The organism is Pseudomonas sp. KH_027 (genome assembly GCF_057838565.1).
The window spans coordinates 980264-998096 of the sequence record NZ_CM174470.1; the positions used below are offsets into that span (position 1 = coordinate 980264).

A 17833-nucleotide genomic window follows, 5' to 3' on the forward strand; every position below is an offset into this window, starting at 1 on the left:
TTTGAAGCTGCAGCCAGGACAGGCTGCAGAATTTTCAAAAGAACAGGAGTGAGAGGTTATGAAAAAGTCATTCAACAAACTCGTGATTGCCGCCGCCACGGCCAGTGCGTTCAGCCTGTGCATGACGCCACTGGCATTCGCCGACGCGCTCGGCACGCAAGCCCCGTTGGTGGTTGCGGCCACCACCGTGGATAACGCCGAAGAAGTCGTTACCGACACCTGGATCACCAGCAAGGTCAAATCCAGCTTTGTCGCCGACCAAAGCCTGAGCGCTTTGGATATCAAGGTCGAAACCAACAAGGGTGTGGTTTCCCTGTCGGGTGTGGTGGCCAGCGATGCCGAGCGTGACTTGGCTGTGACGACCGCCAAAGCCATCAAGGGCGTTAAAGCCGTATCGGCCGATGGCCTGAAATCCGCCGACTAGTGAGTCCGCAAGCATTGCGCCAGGCCAAGTTTCAGGCTTGGCCAGAGCGACCAGAAGGAGGGATAGAGGATGAATTTCGACATTATCAAAGGCAAGTGGAAGCAGCTCAATGGCCGGATCAAGGAGCGTTGGGGCAACCTGAGCGATGACGACCTGGATGTCGTCCAAGGCCACAGTGAATACCTGGCCGGCAAGCTGCAGGAGCGGTATGGCTGGAGCAAGGAAAAGGCTCAGGATGAGCTGCGCGATTTCAGCAGCAAGCTTTAAGCCGGTCGCCAGTTAATCCCGGCTAAAGAAAAACCCCAGGCGCCAGCGTCTGGGGTTTTTTCGTACAAGCAGGTTTTTGCTGGGTTTGTCAGCCAGCCAAATGTTGCTGGTACAGAGCCAACTGACGGGTCTGTTCGGCTTCGGGATAGGTCTGGCGCAGGAACTGGTTGAGTTCGCCGACGCCGCGTAGATCCTGGCGCTGACCGAGCTGTTTGGCCAGTTGCAGGGTCAGCGCCGGCAGTTGCGGCGGGTGGGCTTTGCCCAGGCACAGCTTGCGCCAGGCGGCCAGCGCGCGTGGACCCTCGGTTGCCCGCAGCAGACGTTGCAGCAGGTGTAACTGCACGGCCGGGTGTTGCAGCAGCCGTTGCTGTGGATCGTTACTGTCGTCGGCCAGGCGCTGCAGCAGTGGCAGCGCGGCAGGTTGTTCCGGTAGGAGGAAGAGTTGCTTGAGCAGGGCGCTCATCAGGGCGTCGTCCTGGCGGCTCTTCGCCACTGGGTAGAGGCGCTCCAGCAGGAGCAGTCGGCCCGGGTAGCGGTTCAGCAGGTCCAGCCCGCGCGGTGCGACTTGCTCCAGGGCGAAACGGCTGATCAATTGCTCCAGCGCTGCCAGTTCGCGCTTGAACGCTGCATCCGGGTCTTCCTTGTGCAGATAGGCTTCGTCGACCTTCAACCTACCGCCCAGGCGTGGCAGCCAGACGGCGAGAAAACCGGCGCCCATGCCGCCGAGGTGGGCGTAGTAGTTCACATGGTCGTCGGCCAGTAGCAGGCCATACAGCTCCTTGCCTATCCACACCGGCAGAATCCACAGCGCCGGTGCGCGGAAGTAGCCGAACAGCGGCCCCAGCCAGTAGAAGAAGTTGATGCGCCGCAACCCATAAATGCCCAGGTACATGCCCATCAGCCCGGAGATCGCTCCTGAGGCGCCGATCCCGGTGACCCATACCGGGTCCATGATCCACCACAGCAGGTGCGAGGCCACACCGCTGAGCAGATACAGCCCCAGGTAGACCCAGCGGCCCAGAGCGATTTCCAGGGCGAAGCCGAAGATGAACAGGAACAGCATGTTGCCGGCCAGGTGGCTGAAGTCGGCGTGCAGGAACATCGCCCCGAACAGGCCCTGGACGCTGAACTTGGCCGGGATGAAGCCGAAGCGCATGTTGCTCAGTTGATTGCGTGCCGCCTCGGCCTTCTCTCGTCCTGCCTGCCAGGTGGCATCGGCCTGGTAGGTAGGGTTGTGATGCAGGCGGTCTTCGAACTGCAAGTCGCCGAGGATCAATTCGGCGAGTTGCGGCCGGGGCATGGCGCCGAGGGTTTTTTGCTGCTCGCTGTCGAGTTCGTGGCGGGCGCTGAACGCCTCGATAAACAGGCTGCGTTCGCGGTTGAGCAGGCCACCATCGAGGTAGGTCTGCACCGCAGCGGCTTCGCGCGCGCTATCACCACCCTGGTAGCCGAAGTAAATCAGCACGTTGAGCAGAATCAGCAGCAGGGTAATGATCGGTGGCTTTTTCCAGTCCAGCGGGTGTTCGGCGGGGAGAATCAGCATCTACAGCCTTCCTTGGGCACGGGGGGCGGCTTAGTTGCCGCGCTTGCTGTCGATGCGCTTCAGGCGGCCGCCTTCAAACCTGAGGAAGTACATCATGCCGCCACTTTGCGGACCGTAGACCCACTCCTGCACTTCGACTTCCTCGCTGCGGTTACCGGAGCGGGTTTTCGAATAGCCGATGACTTCACGGCTGACCGGCTCGCCGCATTTGGTCTGCACTTCTATGCTGCGGTCGCCTTCACTGGCGATGCCCTTGTCACAGCGCAACGAGGCGAAGCTTTCGCCAGCCAGCAAAAGCAGTGGCAGGCCCAGCAGGGAAAGAGCGGTTTTCATCGTCGCGGGCATCCTGTCCGAAGGGGAAAGATGGCAGCCTAGCACCGGCAACCAAGGCCTGTCAGTTGCCGCGTTTGCTCTCGATCTTGACCAGGCGATTGGCTTCGAAGCGCAGGTAGTGATACATGCCGTTACGCGGGCCGTAGGCCCATTCCTCGACCTCCACTTCGCTGCGTTGGCCGTAGTAGCCGTAGACCACTCGGGTGCCGAGGAAGTCGCGGCTGATAGGGTCGCCGCATTTGTCTCGCACCTCGCTGGTCCGGTCGTCGAGGCTGACCAAGGCGCTGCCGCAGCGCAGCGTGGATGAGGCAGTGGCCGGCCCGCTCAGGAGCAGCAATGACAGGCCGAGCAGGGCGGTGACTTTCACGGAGCGATCCGGAGCAGAGGCGATAACGCCAGCCTACACCCCTGTGGCAGGGCTGTCAGTGGCGCCTGCCATGGAGCGGGTCCGGTTTGCGTATTGAGTAAATAAGCCCAGCCGACTGACCTGCAGCGTGCCGGCGGTGCAGGCAGCTGGCGGGCTTATTCACTATCGAGGTGCAGCGGCGAGGCCACGCGTCCGTCGGTTTCTGGCTCGCCGAGGCTGACGTCGAGCAGATAAATACGCTCGTCCGCCAGCCCGCCCTGGCTCACCAGATAGTCCTTGATGCTGGCTGCCCGCGCCTGGCCCAGTTGGCGCAGCAGCAGGTCGCTCTGGCTCCAATAATTGAGCACGCCTTCGCGCAGTTTGGCGCTGCGCTCGTCGTCGTCCAGCTCTGCCCACTCGGCTGGCGGTTGCTGTTTCAGCCGGGTGCGGTAGATGCCTTCCAGCATGGGCGTCTGTTCATCTTCCGGCACTTCAACTTGCAGGGCCTTGGCCGGCACCTTGTCGCCGCGCCGTTGCAGAATCTTGTAGTAGATGTACTGGTATTCGCGCTCCAGCCGCTGCTGTGCCAGCAGCGGTCCGTCACTCTTGGTGGCGCTCATGCCTTCTACTTCCAGGCGCAGGGCCGGACGTTCCTTGAGGGCCGCCGAGAGGGTGCTCAGGGCGCCCTGGGCGTTGCTGTCCAGCTCGTCACTGCCGGCAGCGAATTGCACGGTGCTGAGGTCGACATCGCTGCCGCCGCCGACCAGGCCGCCGATGAACTTGAAGGGCGCCTGCGCCGCACGCAGTACCAGGTTGCGCAGGGTCTGCCAGACAATCGGCATGACGCTGAACTGTGGGTTGTTGAGGTCGCCGGAGACCGGCAGCTCGATCTCGATCTTGCCTTCGGTGTCCTTCAGCAAGGCGACGGCCAGGCGGATCGGCAGGTCGACGGCGTCGGGGCTGTCGACCTGTTCGCCAAGCTGCAGTTTCTCCAGCACCAGTTTGTTCTCGGCCTGCAACTGGCCTTTCTCGATGCGGTAATGCAGGTCCAGGTTGATCCGGCCTTTGCGGATGCGGTAACCGGCGAACTTGCCCGAGTAGGGGGTCAGGGTGGTCAGCTCGACATGCTTGAAGCTGGTGGTCAGGTCCAGGCTGTCCAGCGGCTGGAAGGGGTTCAGGCTGCCGAGGATGCTGACCGGGGCATAGCGGTCGACCTTGCCTTTGATCGCGACTGACGCCGGCTTGGGGTTGCGGTTCTCGAGCGTGCCGATCTTGCCGTTGAGTTGCTGGATCGCCGTGGCGAAATTGGGCGTCAGGCTGAAGTCGGCGAAGTTGGCCGAACCGTCATCGATGTTGATTTCGCCGATGCGGATACCCAGGGGCTTGCCGGCCGGTGCGGGTTTGGCCTGAGGGGCGGCGGGCTGGGCAATGAGCAGGTCGCTGACGTTGGTGGTGCGGTCCTCGTTGATCATGAAGCGCGCATAGGGTTGCGCCAGGCTGACCTTGGCAATCGTCAGGCTGTCGCCATGCTGGTAGTTCAGCCCCTCCAGCAGCAACTGCTTCCATTTGACGAAGTCGCGCTCTTTCAGGGTGTCGAGGGTGTGCAGTTGGTTGACCTCGGCGCGCCCGGTGATCGCGAAGGCCAGGGGCTCGGTACTTTTCAGTTCGACAGCGAGGTCGCTGCCGAGCAGGCCGCTGCGCAGCTCCATGTGGACGAAGGGGTCCAGATAGGCCTGGGCCACGCGCAGGTCGATATCCTGGGTGACGACCTGCAGCTTGGCGCCGATCGGGCTCAGGTTGACCTCGCCGGCGGCGCTGAGCGTGCCTTGTTTGCCGAGGCCGGTATCGAGTTTGAGGGTGAAAGGTGACTGATTGAGGCTGTCGAAGTTCTGCAGGTCGAGATTCAGCGGGCCAAGTTCCAGGGCGACGGCCTCCTTGGGGACGCGGTCTGCCAGGTGGATCTTGTAGCCACGCAGTTGGGTATCGCGCAGCAACACTTGCCAGGGTTTGCTCGGTTCGGTCGGCGCGGGTGGCGGTGTGCTGGCATCCGTCCGATTCTCGGCCGTGGCCAGCGCCGCGGCCGTACTGGCTGTCGCCGTCGCGGGGGGGGCTGCGGGCTTGGGTTGGCTGGCGAACAGTTTTTGCCAGTCCAGTTGGCCATCCTTCTCGCGGGCGACCCAGGTTTCCAGGTTCTGGCTGCGGATCTTGCCGACTATGACTTGCTGTTTCGCCAGGTCCAGCGAGGTTTCGCTGATGTCCAGGCGCTCCAGGCGCACCAGTGGCCGGCCATCCGGTGCTTTGATGGCGAACGGCGCGATGCTCGCGGAGGTGTTGTTCAGCAGCAGCTCGGTGCCTTTGCTCAGGTCCAGCGTGTAATCGGTGGCAAGGCTGATGACGCCGTTCTCCAGAACCAGTGGCACGGCGTCGCGCACGTAGGGCCAGAAGGCTTTCATCTTGCCCTCGGTGATCTTCAGTTGGCCGCTGGAGGTGATGGGCGTCAGGCTGACCTGGCCGCTCCAGTCGATGCGTCCACCGTGCGGGCCTATGGCGACCAGACTCATCTCGGAGTTGTCGTCCGGCAGGGTGCTGAGGTTTTTCAGTTCCAGATTCATCGAGTCGTAGACGAACTCGACTGGTTCGCTGGGGCGCAGATCGGTGAAATGCAGGCCGCCTTCAATCAACTGAAAGCGGTCTATACGCAGCGGAAAAGGCTCGCTCGGTGCTTGATCGGCGGGCGGCTCGGGGCTGGCCGGCAGTTTGAACAGCTGCGTCAGGTTGAGCGTGCCGTCCTTGGCGAATAGCACCTCGGTGTGGGAGCTTTCCAGCCCCACGTCCGCCAGGTGCAGCGCACCGCTCCACAAGCTGTCCAGTTGCAGGTTGGCGTACAGGCGTTCAAAGGCGACCTGTTCGGCGTCCGGCTCACCCAGGCGCAGGCCCCAGAGGGTCAGTTCCAGGCTGAAGGGGTTGAGCTCCAGGCGCTCCAGCCTGGCCGGCACAGTGGCGAGTGCGCTCAGCTGTTGATTGGCGATGCGCAGGGCTACGCCTGGGAGGATCAGGAAGCCAAGCAGGCTGTAGAGGGCTAAGGCGATCAGCAGGGCGCCAGCGGCGCGTTTCAATCCTTTGGGCATGGCGATACTTCATCTTTCCTGGCTAGAAGTGCGTTGGAGTATGGCACGCGCTTTCGGTTCAGCGCGTGATCTGCGCGGCGTCCTGTAGCTGTTTCCTAGAGCTGAAGAATAAGGGTCTTCAGGGGCGCGCGGCCATCCAGCGAGGGGAAATCGGCGGCGGGCGCCAGCACCTGGCAGTCGCGCACCGGCCGGCCGAGCTTGGTGGCGCAGCGCAGCATCTGCTCACGCCAGTCCTCCAGGGCTACTTTTGCCAGGTTGTTGCAGCAGATCAGCACACCATTTTCTGCGGTGGCCAGCAGCGCGGGTTTCAGCAGGCTCTGGTAGTCGCGCAGCAGGTCGACCGTGCCGAAGGCGCTTTTCGCCCAGGCCGGCGGGTCGAGCAACACCAGGTCGAACTGCCGTTGCTCCAGGCGCAGGTAGCTCGGCAGTTTCTGCCCGCGCCGCTGAGCGATGGGCAGCCCAGCCAATTGGCGGATGGCGGGGAAATAGTCGGACTGGATGAACGCCATTGCCGGCAGCTCGGGGTTGAGTGCGGCGTTCTCGCGGCCGACCGCCAGGTTGCCCTCGGCGAAATCCAGGTTCCACACCTCGCGGGCGCCACCGGCTGCGCCACAGAGGCCAACGCCACAGGTGTAGGCGAACAGGTTGAGCAGGCTTTTGCCGGTGCTGTGGGCCTTGACCCAGCCCCGCGCGGTGCGCAGGTCGAGAAACAGCAGCGGATCCTGACCGGCATGGCGAGCGCGGACGCGATACTTCAGCCCCCACTCATGGCCGACCAGGTCTTCCAGGGCGGCGGCGCTGGCGGGGTAAACCGGGTCGCTGCGATCGATGCGCGAGTTGCCGCGCGAACGGTCGTTATAGACCAGCAAGGTCTCGCGGCCGAGTTGGGCGTCGACGGTCGCGTGCAACTGCAGCAGGGCGTCGAGCGCCAAGGTGCTGTGGAAGCTCTGTACCAGCAGTTGCGGGCCGTAGCGGTCGATCGTCAGGCCGGAGGCGCCTTCCTGGCTGCCATGGAACAGGCGGTAGCAGTCGGTGCCCTGCGCATGCAGTTCGGCCAACAGCGGCTGACGGTTGTCGAGGGCGGCGCGCAGCGCCTGATCGAGAGAAGGCATGCGCGACGACTCAAAAAAGGAAGCGCGCAGTTTATCAAGAAAAACGCCGACCCTCGGGTCGGCGTTGCATTGGCGTGATCCCAGTCCTGCGCTGGATCAGTCGCGTTCGAGTGCCAGGGCTACGCCCTGACCGCCGCCGATGCACAGGGTGGCCAGGCCTTTCTTGGCGTCGCGCTTGAGCATTTCGTGCAGCAGGGTGACCAGCACGCGGCAGCCGGAGGCGCCGATGGGGTGGCCGAGGGCGATGGCGCCGCCGTTGACGTTGACCGTGCTGGCGTCCCAGCCGAGCTCCTTGCCGACCGCCAGCGCCTGGGCGGCGAAGGCTTCGTTGGCTTCGATCAGGTCGAGTTGTTCGAGCGTCCAGCCGGCTTTTTCCAGGCAGCGCTTGGTCGCCGAGACCGGGGCGATGCCCATGATCGCCGGGTCGACGCCGGCGTTGGCGTAAGCGGCGATGCGCGCCAGTACCGGCAGGCCCAAGGCTTTGGCTTTCTCGGCGCTCATCAGCAGCACGGCGGCGGCGCCGTCGTTGAGGCTGGAGGCGTTGCCGGCGGTGACGCTGCCGTCCTTCTTGAACGCCGGCTTGAGCTTGCCCAGCGCTTCGACCGTGGTCCCGGCCTTTGGCTGCTCGTCGGTGGCGAAGCTGAGTGGCTCGCCTTTGCGCGACGGGATCAGGATCGGGGTGATTTCATCGGTGAAACGCCCGGCCTCGATGGCGGCCACGGCTTTCTGCTGCGAGGCGGCGGCGAAGGCGTCCTGCTCGGCGCGCGTGATGGCGTACTGGTCCACCAGGTTTTCGGCGGTGATGCCCATGTGGTAGTCGTTGAAGGCGTCCCACAGGCCGTCGTTGATCATGGTGTCGATCAGCTTGGCGTGGCCCATGCGCAGGCCGCTGCGCGCACCGGGCACGACGTAGGCGCTGAGGCTCATGTTCTCCTGGCCGCCAGCGATGATCACCTCGGCGTCGCCGCAGCGGATCGCCTGGGCGCCCAGGTGCAGGGCCTTGAGGCCGGAGCCGCAGACCTTGTTCAGGGTCAGGGCCGGCACCGCATGGGGCAGACCGGCGAGGATCGCGGCCTGGCGCGCCGGGTTCTGGCCGGCGCCGGCGGTGAGCACCTGGCCGAAGATCACTTCGTCGACCTGGGCGCCATCCAGGCCGGTCTGTTCGAGCAGGCGACGGATCACTGCCGCGCCGAGGTCGACGGCGGGAATGCTCGCCAGCGAGCCTTGAAAACTGCCGACGGCGGTACGGGTGGCGGCGACGATAACGACTTCTTGCATGGCGCAGTTCCTCACGAATAGTGGGCGCGGCGAGCCGCGGCGGGGACGTATGTTGGCACAGAGGCTTTGCTCCCGGCCAGATGCCGAGCCGAGCGGTGGTTCAGCGCAGCGGCGGTAAACCCAGGCGCCGGCGCGCGCGGTGCACGGCGCCGTTGCGCACGGCCCAGCGTAGCAGTGGCGCGCTGCGCTTGACGCCGCTGCGAATCAGGCGACGTTGCAGAGGGGTGAGGCGCAGGCCGAGCATCTCTGCGGCCCATGCCGGCAACAGGTCGACGCCGGCGCGCAGCATCAGCGCGCTGAATGGCTTGGCCAGGGTGCTCGGCGCCGGGGCATGGAACAGGATGCGCAGGATCTCCTCGCTGCGTTGGTCGCAAAGCAGCTGCGGTCGCACCTGTTCGAGGTAGTCGGCGACTTCCTGGCGTGAGCGCGGCACCGCTTGCGCGCCCAGGCGTTCGGCGATCAGTGCGGTTTCGGCGTAGTAGCGGTCCTGGTCGGTGCCGGGCAGTTGTGGATTGCGATAGCGCAGGTGGGCGGCGAGAAAGCTGCTGACTTCGGCGACATGCACCCAGGTCAACAGCGCCGGGTCGCTGGCCGCATAAGGCCGGCCGTCGGCCGCGGTGCCCGTGACCTGCAGATGAATGGTGCGGACCTTGTCGATCAGCCAGTTGGCGTCCCGGGTCGAACCATAGGTGGTGCCGGAGATGAATTGCCCGGTGCGGCGCAGGCGACCGAGCAGATCCTGGCGGAAGTTGGAGTGGTCCCAGACGCCGGCCAATGCCAGCGGATGCAACGCCTGCAGCATCAGGGCGCCGATGCCGCCGATCAGCATGCTGGTGAAGTCGCCATGCACCTGCCAGCAGATGGTGTCGGGGCCGAACAGGCCGGGGTCGCCTTGGGGCTTTTCGAAGTCGATCTGGCCCAAGGCCAGGCCGGTCAGGCCAAGGACCTGGCTTTCGATGCGGCGGCGGAGAAATTCCATGGGTAACTACGGTTCAGGTGAGAGGGGAGTCGCAGGAGCCGGCACGCTGGCCCCTGCGAAACGCGCGATCTGCAGATGCGCCGGTTACCGGTTGAGGCGCTTGTCGATCAGGTTGTCGACCACCGACGGGTCGGCCAGGGTCGAGGTATCGCCCAGCGTGTCCAGCTCGTTGCAGGCGATCTTGCGCAGGATGCGCCGCATGATCTTGCCCGAGCGGGTCTTCGGTAGGCCCGGCGCCCACTGGATCAGTTCCGGTCGGGCGAAGCCGCCGATTTCCTTGCTGACCAGCGCGAGCAGTTCCCTGTTCAGGGCGTCGTTCGCTTCCACGCCTTTCATCAGCGTGACGAAGGCATAGATGCCCTGGCCCTTGAGGTCATGGGGGTAGCCGACCACCGCCGCTTCGGCCACGGCGTCGTGCAGCACCAGGGCGCTTTCCACTTCGGCGGTGCCGATGCGATGGCCGGAGACGTTGATCACGTCGTCGATGCGGCCGGTGATCCAGTAATCGCCATCCTCATCGCGGCGCGCGCCGTCGCCGGTGAAGTAGTAGCCGGGGTAGGGTTTGAAATAGGTCTCGAGCATCCGCTGGTGATCGCCGTAAACGCTGCGGATCTGGCTGGGCCAGCTGGCCTTGATCACCAGTACGCCTGAGCCGGCGCCCTGGATTTCCTTGCCTTGCTCATCCAGCAGCGCAGGCTGCACGCCGAAGAACGGTTTGGTCGCCGAGCCAGGTTTGAGCAGGCTGGCGCCGGGCAGCGGGCTGATCATGATGCTGCCGGTTTCGGTCTGCCACCAGGTGTCGACGATCGGGCAGCGGCGCTCGCCGATCACGTTGAAGTACCACTCCCAGGCCTCCGGGTTGATCGGCTCGCCGACGCTGCCGAGCAGGCGCAGGCTGCTGCGCGAGGTTTTCTGCACCGGGCCTTCGCCTTCACGCATCAAAGCGCGCAGGGCGGTCGGTGCGGTGTAGAAGATATTCACCTGATGCTTGTCGATCACCTGCCAGAAGCGCGAGCTGTCCGGGTAGTTCGGCACGCCTTCGAACATCAGGGTGGTCGCGCCGTTGGCCAGTGGGCCGTAGACGATGTAACTGTGGCCGGTAACCCAGCCGACATCGGCGGTGCACCAGTAGATGTCGCCGTCGTGGTAGTCGAACACGTATTTGTGGGTCATGGCCGCCATCAGCAGGTAGCCGCCGGTGGTGTGCAGTACGCCCTTGGGTTTGCCGGTGGAGCCCGAGGTGTAGAGGATGAACAGCGGGTCTTCGGCGTCCATCGGCTCCGGCGGGCAGTCGCCACTGGCCGCGCGCAGGGCCTCGTGGTACCAGAGGTCGCGGCCTTCGACCCAGTCGATCTCGCCCTGGGTACGCTCGACCACGATGACGCTGGAAACCGCCGGGCAGCTCAGCAGGGCCTTGTCGACATTCTGCTTGAGGCCGATGTACTTGCCGCCGCGCACGCCTTCATCGGCGGTGATCACGGTACGGCAGTCGGCATCGAGGATGCGGTCACGCAGGGCGTCCGGAGAAAAGCCGCCGAACACCACCGAGTGCACGGCGCCGATCCGGGCGCAGGCGAGCATGGCGTAGGCCGCTTCCGGGACCATCGGCATGTAGATGCAGACCCGGTCGCCTTTCTGCACGCCGCGGCTTTTCAGTACGTTGGCCAGGCGGCAGACATTGTGATGGAGTTTCTTGTAGGTGATATGGGCCGATTCGGTCGGGTTGTCGCCTTCCCAGATGATCGCGACCTGTTCGCCACGTTGTTCCAGGTGGCGGTCGATGCAGTTGTAGCTGACGTTCAGCTTGCCGTCCTTGAACCAGGTGGCCTGGCCCTGCTTGAGGTCGCCGTGATGCACGCTGTGCCAGGGCTTGAACCAGTCGAGGAAGGCGCTGGCCTGCTCGGCCCAGAAGGTCTCGGGGTGCTCGATGGACTGTTGGTACAGGCGTTGATAGTCGTCGCTGTTCAGCAGGGCGCGCTTGCGCACGGCATCGGCGACGGGGTGGGCGGTGATCTCGAACATGGCGGGTCCCTTCTTGTTGTAGTGCCGCAATACCCATAAGGGTGCACCCAGGTTGCCGCTCGGTTCAAGTGCTGCGCCGCCGGCTGTTAGTCCGGCCGTGGCTGAGGGGGCGCCTGTGGATACTCCAGTTGCAGGCTGACGAAGGTCGCGGTGTCGCTGCCGTAAGCGCGGGCCATGTCGCTCAGGGCGCGATCCAGGGCTGCCACCGGCGCTGCCGGGTCCAGCGCTGGCAGCATGCGCGCGGGTGGGTTGTGTGCGCCGACGACCCGGTCCGGCAGCAGGCTCAGGCCACGGCGGGTTTGCAGTGCGGTGGCGGAGCGCGCGACTGACCACGCGCTGGAGCGATAGGTGCGCGAGTAGGCATCGGCGGTCAGCGCCAGGGCGATTTCGTCGACCCCTGGCGCCACGGCAATCCCCAGTTCTTCGTGACGCCAGAACGACAGCAGGTTGCGGGCGCCGGTGAAATAACCCCGCGTACCGAACGCAAACTTCTCGCTGTCGTGAGTGGCGGACCAGTCGGCAACCCCGAGCGCCTTGGCCACGGCGGTGGCGCGCGGCTGCCCGGCGATGGCTTCGACCAGGGCCAGGGAGGCCGGAATGGCGGCGCTGACGCCCGAGGTGGTGACAATCTTGCCGTCGGCGACATAGCGGATGTTTTTCAGCCAGTGCGTATCGGGGAAGGACTGCTCGCGTTCGCGTTCGGAATACCAATGCCCGGTCGCCCGCCGGCCATTGAGCAGGCCGGCATGGCCGAGCACCAGCACACCATCGCAAATGCCGACGACAGTGGCGCCTTTGTGGGCCTGTGCGGCGACCCAACCGGTGAGGGTCGGGTCGCTGCTGCGATGCACCGCCGGCACGATCACATAGTCCGCGCCCTCGGGAAAACGCCGGTCGAAGCTGCTGACCGTGGCCTGCGGCACGAGCTTGAGGGCTGGCATCATCTGCAGTGGTCCGGGCTGGGTGGCGATGGCGATGACCTGCGCGGCGTCGGATTCGCTGAGCACGGCGTAAGGAATCACGTAATCGATCAGCTCGGTCATGCTGTTTTCGCCGATCACCGCGACCAGCGGGCGGCTGCGGCCGAAGCGTGGCTGGTACGGGGCCATTTTCTCGGCGGCAGGATCAGGTGTCGAGTTGGCTGGCGTTGACCCCGAGCGGGGGCTGCCCAGGCTGGCACCGATGACGAGGGTGCAGATGCCGAAAAGAACGGCCGTGCGGGTAAGCAGTCGTTTGCGCATTAGCGCTCTCCAAGCAGTGCTGTTGGCGGCACCGGAGTGGGGGTGTCGTCGCTGTGGATAAGTGTCACGCCAGACGATATGGCGTAAATGACAGTAATGGATGAATATCTGCCAAAGCTTGATTGCCAAGGATTGTCATGGCCACCACTCAGTCGTCGCTTCCGTCTGCCAGCCGGGCTCCACACACGGTGCTGGTGCTGGTCTTTCCCGGCTTTCAACTGCTGGATGCCAGTGGCCCGCTGGAGGTGTTCGCGGCGGTCAGCGCGCAGCCTGCGCCGGCGTTCCCGGCCTATCGGTTGCGGGTGGTCTCCATCGCGGGTGGCCCGGTGGCGTCCTCCGCCGGCCTGACGGTGCTCACCGAGCCGTTGCCTGAACTCGACAGCCTGGCGGGCGGCACGCTGATCGTGGCGGGTGGCTTCGGCGTTCAACGGGCGGCGCTGGAGGGTGTATTGGCACCGTGGCTGGTGCAGGCGGCCAAGCGCGTGGCGCGTTGCTGTTCGGTCTGTACCGGGGCTTTTCTACTGGGGCAGGCGGGCTTGCTCGATGGGCGGAGCGCGGTCACCCACTGGCGTTATGTCGAGACCCTGAAAGGTTACTTCCCGAAGGCGCGGGTGTTCGACGATGCGCTCTTTATCAAAGACGGCCCGATCTATACCTCGGCGGGCGTGACCGCGGGCATCGATCTATGCCTCAGCCTGGTGGAGGAGGATCACGGTCGCGAGGTGTCCCTGCAGGTGGCGAAAAACCTGGTGATGTACCTGCAGCGCCCAGGTGGGCAGCGGCAGTTCAGTGCCGCGCTACGGGCACAGAGCACCGTGCAGGAAGGCCTGGTTGCCGAGTTGACGCGCTGGCTCGGGCTCCGGTTGCATGAGGATATTTCCATCGACAGCATGGCCGCTGCACTGGCCGTTTCGCCAAGAACCCTGCATCGGCGCTGCAAGCAGGCGCTGGGCAGCACCCCGGCCAAGTACCTGTTCCAGCTGCGCCTCGATGCGGCATGTCGGCTGCTCGAAGCGGGCGCTACATCCTTGAAGCGGGTCGCCGAGAAAACCGGCTTCGGCTCGGAGTACAACCTGCGGCGGGCATTCGGGTTAGGCCTAAAGGTCACGCCGAGCGAGTACCGCCTGCGCTTTTGCCGCTAGCGACGGGCATGATGGGCGCAGAAAGCACGAAGCCGGCGAGGGTCAACTGGCCGGCTTCGTGTGCTTGCGCAGGGCGCGTGCGTCAGCCGCGATGGCGGCCGCGGAAATAGTCGATCAAGCCCTGGGTGGAGGCATCTTCGGCCGGCTGCTCGTTGCCGCCGGTCAGGCGCTGGTAGACGCCCTTGCCCAGCTCCTTGCCCAGTTCAACGCCCCATTGGTCGAAGGCGTTGATGCCCCAGAGCACGCTCTGCACGAATACCTTGTGCTCATAGAGCGCCACCAGTGCGCCCAGGCGTCGTGGGCTGATGCGCTCCATGGCCAGGGTGTTGCTCGGGCGGTTGCCCGGGATCACCTTGTGCGGCGCCAGGCGCTGCACTTCCTCTTCCGGCAGGCCCTTGGCGCGCAGTTCGCTTTCGGCTTCGGCGTGGGTCTTGCCGAGCATCAGCGCCTGGCTCTGCGACAGGCAGTTGGCATACAGCCACTGATGGTGGTCGGCGACCGGGTTGTAGCTGACCACCGGGACGATGAAGTCGGCCGGAATCAACTGCGTGCCCTGGTGCAGCAGCTGGTGATAGGCGTGCTGGCCGTTACAGCCGACGCCGCCCCAGATCACCGGACCGGTGTCGCAGGTTACGGGGCTGCCGTCCTGGCGCACGCTCTTGCCGTTGGACTCCATGTCCAACTGCTGCAGGTGCTTGGTGATGTTGCGCAGGTAATGGTCGTACGGCAGGATCGCGTGGCTTTGCGCGCCCCAGAAATTGCCGTACCAGACGCCGAGCAAGGCCAGCAGCACCGGCATGTTGCGTTCGAACGGCGCGGTCTGGAAGTGCTGGTCCATGCTGTAGGCGCCGGACAGCAGCTCCTTGAAGTTGGACATGCCGATGGCCAGGGCAATCGGCAGGCCGATCGCCGACCAGAGCGAGTAACGGCCGCCGACCCAGTCCCACATCGGGAAGATGTTCTCTTCGCGGATACCGAAGGCCACCGCCGCCTCGCGGTTGCTCGACACCGCGATGAAGTGCCGATAAAGCTCGCCTTCCGAACCGCCCTGAGCCAAGTACCAGCTGCGTGCGGCTTGGGCATTCTTCAGGGTTTCCAGGGTGTTGAAGGATTTCGACGAGACGATGAACAGGGTGGTTTCGGCGCGCAGGCTTTCCGACAGCTCGTGGAATTCGCTGCCGTCGATATTCGCCAGGTAATGGCAGCGCACGCCCTGTTGCGCGAACGGCAGCAAGGCTTCGGAGACCAGTTGCGGGCCGAGGAAGGAGCCGCCGATGCCGATGTTGACCACGTCGGTGATCGGCTTCTCGGTGTAGCCGCGCCACAAACCGTTGTGGATGCGTACCACCAGTTCGGTCATCTGGTTGAGCACGCGATGCACTTCGGGCATCACGTTGACGCCCTTGACCGTCAGGCGTTCGCCGACCGGGCGGCGCAGCGCCGTGTGCAGTGCCGGACGCCCTTCCGAGGCGTTGACCAGTTCACCGTCGAACAGCTCGCGAATGGCCTGCTGCAGACCCACTTCGCGCGCCAGGCTGACCAGTAGGTCGCGAGTCTGCGCATTGATCAGGTTTTTCGAGTAATCGAGGAAGAGGCCGCAGCTGCTCAGGGTGAACTGGCTGAAGCGCTGGTCATCGGCATTGAAGGCCTCGCGCATGCTGAAGTCCTGCATGGTTTCGCGATGCTGGCTCAGCGCCTGCCAAGCGGGCAGGGTGGTAACGTCGAGCGGGTGTTGGTAATACGCCATGGCCTGCAACTTCCTTCTAACGTGAACAACCTTGGAACACTAAAAAGCCCGGAGCGTTCCGGGCTTTCAGTCTAGCCGCTCAAGGCGGCTGATGGGTTTGCGGCGGTCTTGCGGCAAAAGGCTGGGCCCCATGTGCCTGCGGCCTTAAGCGACCTGTACCGGAATGGCATTGCTGGTGTGGCTGAGCTCATTGCCGGGGGCCATGTACAGCATGCGCGGTTTGAAGCTGGCCAGCTCGGCTTCGCTGTAGTGCGCGTAGGCACAGATGATCACACGGTCGCCGACTTTGGCCTTGTGCGCGGCCGCGCCGTTCACCGAGATGATCCGCGAACCTTCCTCGCCACGGATGGCGTAGGTGGTGAAGCGCTCGCCATTGTCGATGTTGTAGATCTGAATCTGCTCGTATTCGCGGATGCCGGAAAGGTCCAGCCACTTACCGTCGATGGCACAGGAACCTTCGTAATCCAGCACCGCGTGAGTGACTTCGGCGCGGTGCAGTTTGGCCTTGAGCATGATGGCGTGCATGGTGGTTTCCTTAACGGGGCCATAAACGGCGGCTGAGTTTGCCCGAAGCCTGATTGGCGATCAAGACTGCGGGCTATTGGGGCTTAGAGGGCTTCTTCGAGGTCCAGCGCCAGGTTGTCGATCAACCGGGTACTGCCGATGAATGCCGCGGCGAGAATCACCAGGTGCCGATCCTGGGGCTCGGCTGGGCGCAGGTTGTCGGCTTTGCGGATTTCCAGGTAGTCGGGGCGGACCCCGGCCTGTTCCAGCGTGCTTTTGCCCTGCGCGATCAGTGAGGCGAAGTCGCGTTCGCCAGCCTTGAGCGCCGTGGCCATTTGTTTCAGGCAAGCATAAATCGCCGGAGCCTGCGCGCGCTGGACGGCGTCCAGGTAGCCATTGCGCGAAGACAGCGCCAGGCCGTCAGCGGCTCGCACGGTCGGCTCGGCGATGATCTGGATCGGCATGTTCAGGTCACGCACCAAGGTGCGGATCACCGCCAGTTGTTGGTAGTCCTTCTGGCCGAAGACCGCCAGATTCGGCTGTACGATCTGGAACAGTTTGGTCACCACCGTCGAGACACCGTCGAAATGCCCTGGGCGGCTACCACCACAGAGCCCTTCAGACACGCCGGAGACGTGCACCAGCGTCTGCACGGCCATGCCGTCGGGGTACATTTCCTCGACGCTGGGGGCGAACAGCAAGTGGCAGCCGGCTTCGATCAGCTTTTCCTGATCCGCCGCGAGGGTGCGCGGGTAGCTGGCGAGGTCTTCCTTCGGGCCGAACTGCAGCGGGTTGACGAAGATGCTCGCGACCACGAAGTCGGCGCGCTGGGCAGCCTTCTCCACCAGTGCGGCGTGACCGGCGTGCAGATTGCCCATGGTCGGCACCAGGCCGATATCTTTGCCTTCGGCGCGGGCTTGAGCGACCGCGGCGCGTAGTTCGCGGACGGTGGTAACCGTGTTCATGCAGAGAATCCGTGTTCGGCAGCGGGAAAGGAGGCGTCTTTGACGGCTTTGACGTAAGCGGCGAGGGCGTCGGCGATGCTCGGCTGGCCGGCCATGAAATTCTTCACGAACTTGGGCGTGCGGCCGGTCAGGGACAGGCCGAGCATGTCGTGCAGAACCAGTACCTGGCCGTCGGTAGCGTTACCGGCGCCTATGCCGATGACGGGAATCTTCACCGCCTGGGTGATTTCCGCCGCCAGTTCGCTCGGCACGCACTCCAGCAGCAGCATGGCCGCGCCGGCTTGCTCCAGGGTCATGGCGTCGCAACGCAGCTGGCGGGCCTGGGCTTCGCTGCGACCTTGCACTTTATAGCCGCCGAAGACGTTGACCGACTGTGGCGTGAGGCCCATGTGCATGCACACCGGTACACCGTTCTCGGCCAGGCGTCGGACGGTCTCGGTCAGCGAGGCGCCGCCTTCGAGCTTGACCATGTGCGCGCCGGCCTGCATGACCGTGGCGCTGTTGCTCAGGGCTTGTTCGAGCGTGGCGTAGGACATGAACGGCAGGTCGGTGATGATCAGCGCGCCACGGTTGCCGCGTTTCACGCAGGCGGTGTGGTAGGCCATTTCCGCGACGCTGACCGGCAGGGTACTGTCATGGCCTTGCATGACCATGCCGAGGGAGTCCCCAACCAGCAGAACCTCGACACCGGCTTCAGCGGCAGCGCTGGCGAAGGTGGCGTCGTAGGCCGTCAGCATGGCGATTTTCTCGCCTTTCTGATTCAGTTCTTGCAGGGTGCTCAGGGTTACGTCAGGCATCATTA

The 17833-nt window shown here is 64.4% G+C and carries 16 protein-coding genes; 3 read left to right on the forward strand and 13 right to left on the reverse strand.

All coding sequences use genetic code 11. The annotated features are described in order from the left end of the window. Positions 1 to 58 precede the first annotated feature (58 nt). Both AC3IYG_RS04500 and AC3IYG_RS04505 read left to right on the forward strand, forming a co-directional pair. On the forward strand, positions 59 to 424 hold the full coding sequence (locus AC3IYG_RS04500) for a BON domain-containing protein (protein WP_489312551.1): 366 nt from the start codon (positions 59 to 61) through the stop codon (positions 422 to 424). Positions 425 to 493: 69 nt separating this feature from the next. Further along, entirely contained in the window at positions 494 to 691 is a 198-nt protein-coding gene (locus AC3IYG_RS04505) for a CsbD family protein (protein WP_489312553.1), read from the forward strand. Between the two features lie 88 nt (positions 692 to 779). Here the strand turns inward: AC3IYG_RS04505 and AC3IYG_RS04510 are convergent, their stop codons facing one another. The 9 genes from AC3IYG_RS04510 to AC3IYG_RS04550 all read right to left on the reverse strand — a co-directional run bounded on the left by AC3IYG_RS04510 (position 780) and on the right by AC3IYG_RS04550 (position 12673). Further along, positions 780 to 2234, reverse strand: coding sequence for a rhomboid family intramembrane serine protease (locus tag AC3IYG_RS04510; protein WP_489312554.1), 1455 nt, complete (start codon positions 2232 to 2234; stop codon positions 780 to 782). Between the two features lie 30 nt (positions 2235 to 2264). Beyond that, positions 2265 to 2567 (reverse strand): DUF2845 domain-containing protein, encoded by a 303-nt coding sequence (locus tag AC3IYG_RS04515; protein ID WP_489312555.1) that lies wholly within the window; start codon positions 2565 to 2567, stop codon positions 2265 to 2267. Positions 2568 to 2628: 61 nt separating this feature from the next. Beyond that, positions 2629 to 2934, reverse strand: a complete 306-nt coding sequence (locus AC3IYG_RS04520; RefSeq protein ID WP_489312557.1) for a DUF2845 domain-containing protein — start codon at positions 2932 to 2934, stop codon at positions 2629 to 2631. 155 nt (positions 2935 to 3089) lie between these two features. Then, entirely contained in the window at positions 3090 to 6041 is a 2952-nt protein-coding gene (locus AC3IYG_RS04525; RefSeq protein ID WP_489312558.1) for a DUF748 domain-containing protein, read from the reverse strand. Positions 6042 to 6136: 95 nt separating this feature from the next. Then, the gene (locus tag AC3IYG_RS04530) at positions 6137 to 7153 is read right to left on the reverse strand and encodes a class I SAM-dependent rRNA methyltransferase (protein ID WP_489312559.1); all 1017 of its coding nucleotides are present in this window, start codon (positions 7151 to 7153) and stop codon (positions 6137 to 6139) included. Positions 7154 to 7249: 96 nt separating this feature from the next. Continuing rightward, entirely contained in the window at positions 7250 to 8431 is a 1182-nt protein-coding gene (locus tag AC3IYG_RS04535; RefSeq protein ID WP_489312440.1) for an acetyl-CoA C-acetyltransferase, read from the reverse strand. Between the two features lie 100 nt (positions 8432 to 8531). Continuing rightward, positions 8532 to 9410: an oxygenase MpaB family protein gene (locus AC3IYG_RS04540; RefSeq protein WP_489312560.1), complete on the reverse strand. Its 879-nt coding sequence runs from the start codon at positions 9408 to 9410 to the stop codon at positions 8532 to 8534. An 84-nt stretch (positions 9411 to 9494) separates the two neighbouring features. Next, positions 9495 to 11432 carry an acetate--CoA ligase gene (gene acs, locus AC3IYG_RS04545; protein WP_489312561.1) on the reverse strand — a complete coding sequence of 646 codons (1938 nt, stop codon included), beginning with the start codon at positions 11430 to 11432 and terminating at the stop codon, positions 9495 to 9497. Between the two features lie 86 nt (positions 11433 to 11518). Then, on the reverse strand, positions 11519 to 12673 hold the full coding sequence (locus AC3IYG_RS04550; protein WP_489312562.1) for a DJ-1/PfpI family protein: 1155 nt from the start codon (positions 12671 to 12673) through the stop codon (positions 11519 to 11521). A 137-nt stretch (positions 12674 to 12810) separates the two neighbouring features. On the opposite strand from AC3IYG_RS04550, the gene AC3IYG_RS04555 reads away from it, so the two are divergent. Then, a complete protein-coding gene (locus AC3IYG_RS04555; protein ID WP_489312563.1) occupies positions 12811 to 13815 on the forward strand; it encodes a GlxA family transcriptional regulator in 1005 nt (334 codons plus the stop codon). Between the two features lie 82 nt (positions 13816 to 13897). Here the strand turns inward: AC3IYG_RS04555 and pgi are convergent, their stop codons facing one another. The 4 genes from pgi to panB form a co-directional block, all read right to left on the reverse strand. Next, positions 13898 to 15562, reverse strand: coding sequence for a glucose-6-phosphate isomerase (pgi, locus tag AC3IYG_RS04560; RefSeq protein ID WP_489312564.1), 1665 nt, complete (start codon positions 15560 to 15562; stop codon positions 13898 to 13900). Between the two features lie 144 nt (positions 15563 to 15706). After that, entirely contained in the window at positions 15707 to 16087 is a 381-nt protein-coding gene (gene panD / locus AC3IYG_RS04565; RefSeq protein ID WP_489312565.1) for an aspartate 1-decarboxylase, read from the reverse strand. An 83-nt stretch (positions 16088 to 16170) separates the two neighbouring features. Next, positions 16171 to 17031: a pantoate--beta-alanine ligase gene (gene panC, locus AC3IYG_RS04570; RefSeq protein WP_489312566.1), complete on the reverse strand. Its 861-nt coding sequence runs from the start codon at positions 17029 to 17031 to the stop codon at positions 16171 to 16173. Next, a complete protein-coding gene (gene panB / locus AC3IYG_RS04575; protein ID WP_489313837.1) occupies positions 17028 to 17828 on the reverse strand; it encodes a 3-methyl-2-oxobutanoate hydroxymethyltransferase in 801 nt (266 codons plus the stop codon). The genes panC and panB overlap by 4 nt, the downstream gene beginning before the upstream one ends. Positions 17829 to 17833 lie beyond the last annotated feature (5 nt).